The following is a 13,200-nucleotide window of genomic DNA, read 5'->3' as shown; positions in this document are numbered from 1 at the left end:
CGGCGGGGGCGGCGGGGGCGGAGGCGGCGGGGGCGGCGGGGCTACCGGAGCCGGAGCGGCAAACAGGTAACGCAGGCCGATCCAAGCCTCATGCCCACGCAGAGCACTCACGCTGCCGTTATTGTAGGAGGTGGAGCCGTAGCCGAAATAACGATACTCGGTGTCAAGCATCAGGTTTTCGGACAGAACCCAGCCAATACCGGCCAGAAGGTGGTAGCCCAGAGCACCGTCATCGCCGCGGATGGTAACGGGAACCGAAGCCGCAGTCGCGGTGCCCGTGCTGGCACCGGTGCCTGAGAAGTGCGAGCTGACATAGCCGATACCCGCACCAACATAGGGGCGGTACCAGTCAGAGCCGGCGAAATCGTAGATAGCAGACGCCATCAGCGACCAAGCATGAACAGAGCTGGTGCTCTCTTCAAAGTTGCCCATCGCACCGGTCTGGTTGAAACGGTGAGCAAGTTCACCTTCAACGCGCCAGTTGCTGTCCAACTGATAACCGATGGCGAGCGCTTCACGAAGATTGCTCTTGCCACTGATTTCGCGAGACGGATTGGCAGTGAATGCCGGGCTGGTGACGTCGGCATCGCCGGGAGCACCATAACCAAGAGCGCCGCGGACGTACCAACCTTCCTGTGCCGCCGCTACGGACGGCAGAGCAAGAAAGGCACCGACAGCAGCAGCTGTAAGAAGCCGTTTTTTCATAATTCCCCCTCCGGACGCGGAACTACGTCCTTCGTTGAGTGTGATGTACAAAGCGCCGTTTGGACGCACGAAACAGCCGGAGCCCGGCGCTTCTGCTATTGGAGTAGCGGATTTCTTACGCGGAAGCCAGTGCTTCGGTTCCAAAAAGAATATTCGTCAGGCCAGTATTCCCAGCTCTCTGAGCCTGGCAACATCGTTTTGTGACACTCCGAGGCGTTCTTGCAACACTTCCGCTGTGTGTTCGGCGAATCGTGGCGGTGCCTTTGTGTATTGCGGCGGCGTTTGCGACAGGCGCATCGGGTTGGCCACCAGCGTGGCCGCACCCGACCCGGTGACATTCATCTGAAATGCAAGCTCCCGCGCCCGGGCCTGTGGTTCTGAAAACACACCATCGAGCCCCTGGATCGGTCCGCACGGTATACCCGCCGCGTCAAGGCCAGCACGCCACTCATCGCTGGTCTTGCGGCGCATTATGCTGGCGATCTCGCCACACAGTTCTTCACGGTATTCAACTCGAGCAGCATTGCGCGCATAACGCGGATCGTCCGCCCATTCGGGACGTCCCAGTACCGCTGCGAAAGCGCGGAACTGGCGGTCTGCCCCGACCGCGACCGCAATGCGCCCGTCGGCGGTCGGAAAGTCCTGATACGGAACGATGTTGGGATGTCGGTTCCCCATGCGGCCGGGCACCTTGCCACCGACGAGGTAGTTGCAGGCCTGATTGGCCAGCATGGCCGCCTGCACATCGAAAAGGGCCATGTCGATATACTGCCCGCCCCTGCCCTGATCGCGAGCCACAAGCGCGGCCAGTATCGCGCCGGCCGCGTAAACGCCGGTAAACAGGTCAACGATGGGAACCCCCACCTTTACCGGCTCATCCTCACCAGTGACGCTCATCAGGCCACCCATGGCCTGAATCAGAAAATCATAGCCCGGCAGGTGAGCGCTCGGCCCGGTCTGCCCGAAGCCGGTTACTGAGCAATACACAATAGAGGGGTTGTCCTGTTTCAAGGACTCATAATCCAGACCGAAGCGTTTCAGGCCACCGGTCTTGTAGTTTTCGATCACCACGTCGCTTTGCGCCGCCAGCTGGCAAATGATTGCCTGACCCTCTGCCTCGCGCAGATTGACGGCAATCGAGCGCTTGTTCCGGTTGGCGCACAGATAATAGGCCGCGTCCCCCTCGCCGCCGGCCTCGTCCGGCATGAAGGGCGGTCCCCAGCCGCGCGTATCATCTCCGCCATCGGGGTTCTCCACCTTGATCACGTCAGCGCCCAGATCGCCCAGTATCTGTGCGCACCAGGGCCCGGCGAGGACGCGCGAAAGATCGAGAACCTTGATGTGGGACAACGCACCATCTGCCATATCGGTTTTCTTTCCTTGTTCTAGAGAGGCCAGACCAGCAGGATCACCGGCACACCGACAGCCACAACCACAATCTCCAGTGGCAGGCCCAGGCGCCAGTAATCGCTGAACCTGAAGCCGCCGGGCCCTAGGATCAGCGTATTGTTCTGGTGCCCGATCGGCGTCAGGAAGGCGCAAGAGGCGCCTACCGCCACAGCCATCAGCAAGGGATCAGGGCTGACATTCATGCCCGCAGCAAGGCTGATCGCGACAGGGCACATGACCGCGGCGGTGGCCGCATTGTTCATGAAGTCGGACAGCGTCATGGTCGCCACCAGGATTATCGCGAGCACCAGAACCGGTCCTGCCTGACCTGTCAGCGCGAGCAGCTGGCCAGACAGGAAGCTGGCGGCGCCTGTCGTTTCAAGCGCTTCCGCCACAGGTAATAGCGCGCCGAGGAGCACGATTACCGGCCAGTCGACATTGTCATATATATTGCGCAGCGGAATGATGCGCAGCACCATCACGGCCAGCACGCCGACTGCAAACGCCATCGCCGCCGGCAAAGTGCCCGTGGCAGCCAGGGCAACCGCACCGCCCATGATCACGGCAGCCGTGACCGCCTTCCTCGCATCGGGAATGCGCAGCGTGCGTTCGGCGAGCGGCACACAGCCCATGTGCGCGGCAAATTCCGCCATCGCCTCCTCGCTGCCCTGCAGCAGCAACACATCCCCTTCTTTAAGCTTCATCGTGCGCAGCCGTGCGCGTGAGTGCGTCGCGTTACGGGAGATCGCCAGGAGATTGACCTGAAAGCGTGTGCGCAGGCGGATATCGCTGGCCGAGCGCCCGGAAAGGCCCGAGCCCGGAGAAACGGCATATTCGGCCAGGTGCACCTCGTCGGCATGGACGATGCGGCGGCGGCTTCCGGCCGTGGCTTCATCCTCCTTGCCGGCCATCTCCTGTGCGTCCTCGCCGTCCGGGATGGTCGAGGCTTCCTCTTCCAGCTGCAGTCCCAGCGCGGACAGAGCCGATGTCAGCCCTTCGGGGTCCGCCTCGATGACCAGCAGATCGCCAGCCTTCACCTTCCGGTTGGCGTGTGGGGACGGGTAGCGCTTCTCGTCGCGTATCAGGGCGAGCACATCTGCGCTGGCCTCGTCCAGTTTCGACTGAAGCTCGCGCAGCGTCTTGCCGTTGGCCGCGCTGTCATCAAGCACGCGGGCCTCGGTCAGATAGTTGCCGGTCTCGAAACCTTCCGCGCCCTGGGACTGGCGGCGGGGAACCAGAAGCCAGGAAAGCGCCAGTACGAAAACGATACCGGCGCCGGCCACGGCCAGTCCGACCGGCGTGAAATCAAACATGGCGAACGGGCCGGGGCCCGCCTCTGCCCGGAAGCCCGATACGATCAGGTTGGGCGGTGTACCGATAAGCGTTGTCATCCCGCCGAGAATGGAGGCGAAAGATAACGGCATCAGCAGGCGGCCGGGCGCCAGCCCCTGCTTGCGGGCGATCTGCAATGCTATCGGCATGAGCAGCGCAAGGGCGCCGACATTGTTCATGAAGGCCGACAGGAACGCCGCCAGCACCGACAGCGATATCAGCATCACGGTGGGATGCGCCTTCTTCGGAAGCACGATGCGCGCAATCACATCCACCGTACCGGCGGATTGCAGCGCGCCGGACAGAATCAGGACGCATGCCACCGTGATGACGGCCGGATGGCCGAAGCCCGAAAAGGCCTCGCCGGCCGGGACCAGCCCGAGCAGCACACACGCCACAAGTGCCGCCAGTGCGACCGCGTCATGGCGCAGCCTGCCCCACAGAAAGAGCGCCATGGTGGCTACCATGACCATTCCAAGAAGTATGACTGGCAGAGACATGGAGGAGGTGCCCGGAAAAGGATGCGCGCTTAAGTCCATGACGTCATGGACTTAAGCGCGCGCGCCTGCAAGGGGCCCACACCCTAGAAAGGTGTCAGATCCGATACCGCCGCGAACACGGCGAGCGAAAGGGCGGCCAGTGCCGTCAGGATGATGCCGCCCAGCGTGCCAATAGCCATGCGCCCCGAGGAGAGGCGTGCGCCTGCCACGAGAAAGAGCGCTGCGAGCCCGGCAAGCCCGCCCAGCAATATGGCCCAGGCACCTATACGCGCAGGACCGGCAAACCCTGCAATCAGCACGATCGGCGATATCTCGCTGGTATACCAGGCGGCATAGCCCAGCACGGCGAGACCGCCAATGCCGAGCGCGGCAGCCGCCACGCTGGCCGCACGCGCGCCGCCAGTATTGGCCGAAGCCGTACCGTCAATACGGCGCAGAACGAAGGCCACCGGGAAAACGAGCAGCGCAATGGCAAGGATGAGCGCCGAGATACCGCCCCAGGCCAGCAGGCCGATCAGTGCGGGGCGGTCTTCCTCCATATTCACGATGGCTCTCGCAACGAAGCGCGATGTCATGGGAATAACAAAGGAGGGCTCGGCATTGGCCGTCTCGGCGCACTCTGTATCGAGCTCACCTGCCGGATCATCAAAGAATGCTACCATGATATCGGCCGTGCATTCGTCAGACCGGGTAGGCCCATGGCCGGCGAAGGGCACTTCAAGATACCGGCCATTGGAAAAGCCCGGCATGATCTGGCGGGCAAGGTCGGGCGGTGTGATCGGATCCCAGGCACCGTTCACGACCAGTGCCGGTCCGTCAAAACTGACCGGCATGTAGTCGGTCCGGTCACGCAGCCCCATCCCGTATTGCTCACACAGCGCCTGGCTCGCCTCGGCGCCCTCGACCGAGCCGATGAGCCCCGCAAGGCCCGGCACTTCGCTCATGTCCTCGGCGATCACCCGTGCGCTTTGCCAGGTGTAACCGTCATTGCAGGAAATCGCGGCGTTCATGCCGGGTGAAAAATCACCGCCTGTGAGGTCACCGCCACCGCCTAGCGCAATAGCGGTAAAGACCGTCTCGTCACGCCGCTCGGCAGCGCGCACCAGCGCATTCAGTACACCTGCCAGTCCTGCATAGGTGCTTTGCTCGTACATCATGGAAAAAGGCGCAAAGGCAATCGCCGCACCGCCGACCGCTACCTGACCGCCGGGGAATACCTCGGTGTCGGATACCGTCACCATGACCGGATTTTCCTGCAGGGCAGCAATCGCGGCATAGGTGCGCTCTTCCAGATCGGGATAGGCACGCGCGCAGGCCGCATCGGCCTCGCAGGTCGTGACAATATGATCGAGCACCCGGCCCGCCCAGCGGTGGATGCGCATCAGGTTCTCAAGATCGTTGGGCACAATGGCGTCCAGCACGAGCGCCCGGATGCCTTCCGGATCGACCCGCGTCAGCATCTGCCCGAGATGAGAACCGTAGGAAATGCCCCAAACATTCCAGCTGTCATAGCCAAGCGCCTCGCGCAGCACGCGCACATCGCGGGCATTCTCCACCGTGTTGTAGGCCGAGAGGTCCACGCCCTCTGCCAGAGCCCGTTCAAAACAGCGCGCAAGCCGGCGGCGCTCGAACTCTTCCTGCTCGGCCACGGTCTGGCCGGTATTGAGCGCGGGTTCTTCCAGCGAGAATAGCGGACAGAAATCGCCCGACTGGGTAATGCCACGCTGCTGGAGGATATAGAGGTCGCGGGTTTGCGTAGCGGCGTGATCCTTGAAGCGTTCGACATAGCTGGGCACACCCACACCCGGCCCGCCCGTCAGATAGGCGATGGGATCGGCCAGCGGCTGAAAGGCCTGCGCCTCGCCGTCATCCTCCCCGTCCTCGCTGTCTTCATCCTCCGGTCCGCGCGCGTGAATTTTCACATAGAGAAGCTGGATGATGCGGCTGGTCTCTGCCTCGCGGTTTTCGCGAACCGCCAGCAGGCCGCAGCTTATATCGCCCGGTTCATAGTCGATGGTATCGCGAAACGGGCAGATGACCGGGACAGTATCGCCTTCGGCAAGCGAAGTGGACGCTCGCGGAGGAGCGTCCATGAAGGAGGATGCAGCCGCTTCAGACGGCAATGCCTCTTCGGGGTTCAACAGGTCCGGCGCGTCTTCCGGTCCGGCGTCTTCAGCCGTGCTCTCAGGTTCTACAGGCGGCGCGGCGTCCTCCTGCACGGTCCAGCCAGCCGCCGATACGCCAAACGCCAGTGTCAGCGCCGCCAGCGCCCCCTGCCAGTCCCGAACCATCGCAACCCCCTTCGTGCGCCGCGCCCTCACTGACCGGCGTTAACCAATCATCACACTAGCGCAAGGAAGACGGCCCGCAAGCGGCACGAACGATCAGACCCGCTCCACGATCATTGCGCTGCCGACGCCGGAGCCGCCATGGGCGACGATCAGGCCGAGCGTGCCCCCGGAGCGCTCCAGCCCCGCCACCATGGTGGCCAGAAGGATCGCGCCGGACGCGCCCATCGGGTGGCCCATGGCGAGATGCCCGCCCTCCGGGTTCACCTTGTCCATATCGGGCGCATAATCACGCTCGAACTTCACCGGCGTGGCGGCGAAGGCCTCCATGAACTCGATCCGGTCAAAGTCCGAGAGTTTCAGACCCGTGCGTGCGAGCAACTGGTCCATGGCCGCGAAACCGGCCGTGAGTTGCAGCACGGGGTCGCCGGTGGCCTCGGTGAAGGCGCGGATGCGGGCTTTGGGGGCCAGCCCGGCGGCCTTACCCGCATCCCTGGAACCCACAAGCGCCAGCGCCGCGCCGTCGCACACAGGCGGGCAGTTGGCGACAGAGTGGACATGGCTGATCTCTTTCAGCTCGGGCCGGGCCTTCAGCATTACGGCGTCGAAACCGGCTGCGCCCATCTCGGCGAAGGCGGGCGGAAAGCGGCCAAGCCCTTCCGCCGTGGTGCCAGCGCGCACGCTTTCATCGCGCTCCAGCGCCACCGATCCGTCTGGACCGGTGATGGGGATGATCTCGTCCAGCCCGCCCCGTTCCCATGCGGCGGCCGCACGCTGGTGCGAGCGGGCGGTGACGGCATTGAGGTCGTCCCTTGAAAAGCCCTCCATCGTGGCCATCAGGTCAGCAGAGAGGGCCACCGGCACATAGCGCAGCGCGGCCGCCGTTTCCCGGTCGGCATAGTAATGCGCCTTGTCGCCCATGAAGGGCACTGCGCTCATCATCTCCACGCCGCCGGCAAGGCGCAGCCGGTCATCACCGATTGCCTGTGCCTCGCTAGCCGCCATGCCGACCGCCGTCAGGCCCGATACGCAGTAATTATTGATGGTCAGGGCCCGCAGGCTGTCCGGCAGTCCCGCATGCAGGCGCGTGACGAGAGCGAGATGACCGCCTTGCGCACCCACCTGCCCCACGCAGCCCAATGTCAGGCTCGCCGCATCGTTGACTGCTGCCTCGCCATTGCGCGCCGCCAGCGCCGTGATGAGCTGGCCGGTCAGCGCGTGCGGCTTCAGGGCCGCCAGCCCGCCATCTTCCTTGGCCTTGCCGCGCGGCGAACGCACGGCGTCATAGATATAGGTGTGGGTCATGGGAGATTTTCTCTTCAAAGTTCAATTTCACTCGTCATTCCGGCCGCAGCGAAGCTGCAGAGCCGGAACCCAGATAGCTTCGAAAAAACTGGGTTCCGGGTGTCGCTACGCTCCCCCGGAATGACGAAGAGAGAAGGAGGCGCTTAAACGCCGATCACGAAAGAGACATTGGCCGTGCCGGAGCCGCCGACATTGAAGGTGGCGAAGGTTTTCGCAGCCTCGACCTGCATGTCACCCGCCTTGCCGGAGGTCTGGCGCGCGGCGTCGAGCGCCATGCGCACGCCTGTTGCGCCGACCGGATGGCCCAGCCCGATCAGCCCGCCAGACGGGTTGACCGGCAGCTTGCCGTCGAAGGCGATCATGCCGTTCTCGACGGCCTTCCACCCCTCGCCCGGCGCGGTCAGGCCGAAATGTTCGATCGCCATGTATTCGGTGACGGAGAAGCAGTCGTGAGTCTCGATCCCGTCCACGTCATCAGGGCCGGATATCCCGGCGCGGGCATAGGCATCAGTGATGGCCTTGCGCGTCCACGGCAGGGCGTAGCCGCCCTCTTTGCGTGATTTTTCGAGCTTGGTTTCCATCAGAAGCGGCGCGGTGGTGTGCCCCCAGCCCTTCAGGCGCGGGATCGCGGCGAGGTCCAGGCCGCGCTTCGCAGCATACGCCCGCGCGGCCGTCTCCCCGGCCAGGACGATGACGGCAGAGCCATCGGTCACCTGCCCGCAATCGGAGCGTCGCATCCAGCCCTCGATGACCGGGTTGGCCTCAGCATCCTGCGTGAAACTGCCCTCGCCAAACTGCCAGGCCCGTGTCTGGGCATGCGGATTGCGCTTGGCGTTGTCGAAATTGATTTTGGAGATGGCGGCGAGGTGTTCGTATTTCAGCCCGTAGCGGCGGTCATATTCTTCGGCCAGATCGGAAAACATGGCTGGCCAGAGATAGCGCGCGCCTAGTGCCTCGCGTCCCGCCCACGCGGCACTGCCCAGATGCTGGGCCGCCGTTTCGCCGGGCACGTTGCGCATCATCTCCACACCGACGACGGCGATGGTGCCGTAATGGCCGGCCAGTATGTCACTCATGGCGGCAAGGATCGCCATCGAGCCAGACGCACAGGCGGCCTCGTGGCGGCTTGTGGGCTTGCCTTCAAAGCCGGGGTCGATGTGACCCATGAAGCCGCCCAGCATGCCCTGACCGCAGAACAGCTCGCCGGCAAAATTGCCGACATGCACCGCATCGATCTCGGCGGCATCCATGCGCACATCGTCGAGCGCGGCGCGGGTCGTCTCTTCGATCAGGTCGAAAAGCGACTTGCCGCCCCGCGTCCAGTTGGCAGAGAAATCGCTCTGCGAGCCGCCGAGAATGAAGACGGGAGCGGTCATGACTTTTGTTCCCTTGCCATCTCGACAAGGCGCCAGCGGAGCACCTTGTTGAGCGGATTGCGCGGCAGCGCTTCCACGATGATCATCTGCTCGGGCAGTTTGAAGTTGGCGATTTCCTTGGCCTTCAGAAAGTCCACGACCTCCTCCAGCGTTACCGTTTCACCCGCGGCTGGCACGGCGGCGACCCAGATGCGCTCGCCCATCACCTCGTCAGGCATGCCGAACACGGCCGCCTCGGCAAGCTTGGGATGGCCTTCAAGCAGTGTGTCGAGCTCGGCGGCAGAGATATTCACACCACCACGGATGATGATGTCCTTGGCGCGCCCGCGAAACACGAGAAAGGCGTCGTCTGCTGCGGAAATCTGGAAGAGATCACCGGTCCGGAAATAGCCGTCCGCGTCAAACACCTCCTTTTGTTCGGCGGCCGTCGCTCCCCAATAGCCCTCGAAAACCGATGGGCCACGTACCAGCAACTCGCCATCCTCGCCGGGCGCGGTGACTTCCGTGCCGGTCTCGATGGAGACCAGCCGGGTCTCGATACGCTCATGCATGGGATTGGAAAAGCTTGCGCCCTTGTGCCCGAAGCGCGGGAAGGCGGTCGCGCGCAAGGCGGGGTCTGGCACGTCCTCCGGGCCTGAACACAATGAAATACCTTCGTTGGACCCGAACAGGTTGACGATCTCGACACCTCTGTCCTGCCAGCCCTTGACCATGAACTCGGATAGCGGCGCAGAACCGGAACCGACTACCCGCAAACGGGACAGGTCAAACTGGTCCAGCATGCCCTCCTGCTTGAGCAGCATAGTGAGCACCGCCGGCGGCGCGATGGTTGCCGTCACCTTCTCGGTGACCAGCTGTTTGAGGAAGACCGGCAGATCAAACGGATGGTGAAGGACAAGCGTGCCTTCGCTGAGAAGCCAGGAGACAAACATGCCGCCAATCGCGGCCATATTCGTCATCGGGAATGGATTGAGCAGCACGTCATGGGGCTGGATCGCCATGCCGTGCCAGGTCGCCGGACCAATGGCCATCCAGTGATTGTGAGAGCGCGGCACGCCCTTGGGCACACCCGTTGTGCCCGACGTCCAGCAGATGGTGAAGCAATCGTCGGCCTCGCCCTTCTGCCTGGCGACAGCACCGCCAAGACCGAACGGGCCTTTGCGGGTGTTGGCGCGGCTGATCTCGGCAGAAAAATCGACGAGCCCATCGCCGCCCCCGTCCATGGAGAGGACTTTGGCCCGGTCTCCAGCCACCGCCTTGCAGCCGCGCGCCAGTTCCCGGTCCTTGAACATTTTTGACGCAACGAAGGCGCGCGGACGAACCGAGTCCATCGCGTGGCGCAATTCGTGGCCAGCATACTGAACCGGCACAGGGCTGAGGATGATGCCGAGCTTGGCGCAGGCCAGATAGATGGAAAGCGTGTCGACCACGTTGGGCATCTGCATGACCACGCGGTCACCCTTGACCAGCCCCTGCCCGACAAGCGCCGCTGCCGTGCGTTCAACCTCGTCAGCGAGATCGGCCCATACAAGGCGGCGGGGCTTGCGCCCGGTCAGCGCTTCACGGTCTGGCGGATCGATCGCCGCCAGGGCCTGCGGGCGTTTGGCAGCCGCCTGCAGGAAGACATCGTAGAATGTGTCATCGCCCCACCAGCCCTGCTTGCGATAGGCGGCAATCTTCTTTGGCGGTGCGAGTTTCATCCTGTCTGCCTCCCCAGGCCTGTATTGTCAGAGTCGAAGATGCCCTGCCCCGCGCCTCGTGGCATCGGGCGCGTTCAGGCACGGCAATGGTCTTGTGTCCGGCCCGGGCCTGTCAGGCCCAGCCCATCTCTTTTCCCGGCACCCATGTCGAGTGGAATCCTGCCGGCACGCGCGAGGGCAGAACGACCCGTGCCACCGGCCCCGCCGCAATGTCCTTTGCATCGATGATATGACACTCCGACTGGCCGTCTACCTCGTTGGTGATGAAGGTGATGAGATAGCCGTCATCCTCGTCGCCATTCGGGTTCAGGCGGGGCGCGAACGGGCTTTCGGACCCGTACCAGCCATCCTTGAATTTCAGGCTTTGTGAAGAGCCGGTTTGCGTGTCGAACTTGATCAGCCCGTCAAACACCATCGTCTCGCGGTTTGTCGGAATGGAGACATGGTAGGAATAGCGCGACTTGCGGCCCGTCACATCCATGTTCACGGTCGGGAATTCCGCATTGCGGTCATCCAGCCATTCCTCGCGCGTTTCACCGGTTTTCAGGTTGAACTTCCAGCGGTGGAAGCGTGCCTTCAGGAGGAGGAAGGCCATCATGCGCGAATACATGCCCTGGCCGGGCTTGGATTCCGGGCACGGCTCGGTCACCCGGCATCCCTCCATGATGATCCAGTCGCCTTCCTCCCAGGAATTGGTGACATGGTAGATGTAGCACGGCTCGGCCTCGAACCAGCGCACATCGCCTTCCTTCCCGTATTTCGGGATGACGCCGAAGCGTGACGGGATGTCGGGGTAGAAGGTCACCTTGTGGATGCCGCGCGGCAGAAGCTCGGGATCCCAGAACAACGGCAGGTCATGCAGGATCGCGTAGTTTTCCGTCATCGCCATGTCGTGCGGCAGGCGCGGACCCGGCACATCGATGGGGACGTTACGGATCATCTGACCCTCACGCGACACCACATGATAGGTCATGTAGGGCGGCTTGGTGTTGTAATCGAAGAAGAAGAGCTCGCCGGTCACCGGGTCGGTCTTGGCGTGGGCCGACACCTGACGGGTCAGCGCCCCGCCCCAGGTTTGCTCGCCGAGCGTCTCGCCGGTCGCCGGATCGAGGCGTACCGGCACGCCCGCCTGATACCAGAGCGCCAGCACCTCGCCATTGTGCAGGATGAGATCGGTATTGCCGGAGTCCTTCAGCCAGCCGTCCGAACCCGCCCCCGGAGGCGCGTTGGGGTCAGGATGGCCCATATAGCCCGGCCATTGCTCCTGCCCCCTGGCGGCATTGGCATTGAAATGCGCGGTGCGCACGAAGCGCGAGCGATAGCTCGCCTTGCCGTCCTTGAAGGCGATGGTGTGGACCATGCCGTCACCGTCAAACCAGTGATGCTTGGACTTGGGCTGATAGACCTGGTTGGGGCCATTGCGCATGTAGGCGCCGCACAGATCGGCCGGGATCTCGCCAATGACCTTCAGCGCCTCGGCTGTCGTTTCATGGGCGACCGGCGCGTACAGGCCGCGCAAATAGGCGTTATCTATATTGGCCAGCCATGAAGGCGCGTCGCGCTCCATACCGTTATCGGACTCATGCACCGGGGCGTTCATCACGAGCACTCCTTTCCAGATGAGGACGGGCCATGGACGGCCCTTGTTCATGCAAACCGTATTCGCGGGCCAGCCGGGCTACGATTGCGCCCAGCGGCTCGACGGCATTCACCGCTCCGACCCCCTGACCGGCAGACCAGACATCCTTCCAGCCTTTCAGGATCCTGGAGGGATCATCAAACTGCACCCTGCCCTTTCCGGGCAGGTTTTCCGGGTCCAGCCCGGAGCGTTTCAGGCTCTCTTTCAGCCAGCTTGCCGGGACGCCTGTAACCGAGGCCGACACCACAATGTCGGACGCGCCCGAGCGCACCACCATGTCCTTGTAGTCGGGGTGCGCGAGGCTCTCTTCAGCCGGGATGAAGGCGGTGCCGATATAGGCAAGGTCCGCCCCCATCGCCTCGGCGGCGCGGATGCCGCGTCCTGTGGAGATGCCGCCAGCAACGGCAATGATGCCGTCGAAAAACTGGCGGACCGCCTCGATGAAGGCCACGTTGGCGACGGCGCCTGTGTGGCCGCCCGCCCCCGCGCAGACCAGCACGAGCCCGTCCACGCCCGTCGCTGCCGCCTTTGCGGCAAATTCCACCGAGTTCACATCGGCAAACACCAGCCCGCCATAGGCATGCACCGCCTCGACGACGCGGTGCGGGCCGCCAAGCGCCGTGATGACAATCGGCGGCTGATATTTCCGGACCAGCTCCAGCTCCGCATCAAAGCGCGGATAAGAGGAATGGCAGACCATGTTGTAGGCCCAGGGCGCATCCTCATCGGTCAGCGCCTCGCTGATCGTCTTCATCCAGACTTCAACATCCTCGATCGTGCGGCAATTCGGGCCGGGAAACGACCCAATGACTCCCGCGCGGCACGCCGCGAGCACCATGTCCGGCCCGGACACCAGAAACATCGGCGCAGCTACCAGTGGCAGGCGCAAGCGGCGTGTGATCGTATCGGGCAAGCGGTTCAAGCGTCGGCCTTTTCTGGTTGATGTTGCGGTCTGAGCGGACATGG

The 13,200-nt window shown here is 63.5% G+C and carries 9 protein-coding genes; all 9 read right to left on the bottom strand.

Annotated elements, in window-relative coordinates:
• Positions 1-705, bottom strand: a 705-nt coding sequence (locus IEV75_RS12780; RefSeq protein ID WP_188452966.1) for an outer membrane protein, incomplete at its 3' end; no start/stop codon positions are given.
• 156 nt (positions 706-861) lie between these two features.
• On the bottom strand, positions 862-2,070 hold the full coding sequence (locus tag IEV75_RS12775) for a CaiB/BaiF CoA transferase family protein (RefSeq protein ID WP_188452965.1): 1,209 nt from the start codon (positions 2,068-2,070) through the stop codon (positions 862-864).
• Positions 2,071-2,090: 20 nt separating this feature from the next.
• On the bottom strand, positions 2,091-3,893 hold the full coding sequence (locus IEV75_RS12770; protein ID WP_217979495.1) for an SLC13 family permease: 1,803 nt from the start codon (positions 3,891-3,893) through the stop codon (positions 2,091-2,093).
• A 116-nt stretch (positions 3,894-4,009) separates the two neighbouring features.
• Positions 4,010-6,217, bottom strand: coding sequence for an alpha/beta fold hydrolase (locus tag IEV75_RS12765; protein WP_188452963.1), 2,208 nt, complete (start codon positions 6,215-6,217; stop codon positions 4,010-4,012).
• A gap of 93 nt (positions 6,218-6,310) precedes the next feature.
• The gene (locus IEV75_RS12760; protein ID WP_188452962.1) at positions 6,311-7,519 is read right to left on the bottom strand and encodes an acetyl-CoA C-acyltransferase; all 1,209 of its coding nucleotides are present in this window, start codon (positions 7,517-7,519) and stop codon (positions 6,311-6,313) included.
• 143 nt (positions 7,520-7,662) lie between these two features.
• On the bottom strand, positions 7,663-8,895 hold the full coding sequence (locus IEV75_RS12755) for an acetyl-CoA acetyltransferase (RefSeq protein WP_188452961.1): 1,233 nt from the start codon (positions 8,893-8,895) through the stop codon (positions 7,663-7,665).
• Complete coding sequence (locus IEV75_RS12750; RefSeq protein ID WP_188452960.1) at positions 8,892-10,595, bottom strand: class I adenylate-forming enzyme family protein; 1,704 nt, start codon at positions 10,593-10,595, stop codon at positions 8,892-8,894. Before IEV75_RS12750 ends, IEV75_RS12755 begins: the two co-directional genes overlap by 4 nt.
• Before the next feature lie 112 nt (positions 10,596-10,707).
• Positions 10,708-12,195, bottom strand: coding sequence for a carotenoid oxygenase family protein (locus IEV75_RS12745; RefSeq protein ID WP_217979500.1), 1,488 nt, complete (start codon positions 12,193-12,195; stop codon positions 10,708-10,710).
• The gene (locus tag IEV75_RS12740; protein ID WP_233351864.1) at positions 12,176-13,156 is read right to left on the bottom strand and encodes an NAD(P)H-dependent flavin oxidoreductase; all 981 of its coding nucleotides are present in this window, start codon (positions 13,154-13,156) and stop codon (positions 12,176-12,178) included. Before IEV75_RS12740 ends, IEV75_RS12745 begins: the two co-directional genes overlap by 20 nt.
• Positions 13,157-13,200: the final 44 nt, after the last annotated feature.

The organism is Glycocaulis albus, from assembly GCF_014639075.1.
In the GTDB taxonomy this organism is placed as follows: domain Bacteria; phylum Pseudomonadota; class Alphaproteobacteria; order Caulobacterales; family Maricaulaceae; genus Glycocaulis; species Glycocaulis albus.
The sequence above is the reverse complement of the archived record's forward strand: the minus strand, read 5'-3'. Positions and strand labels throughout refer to the sequence as shown.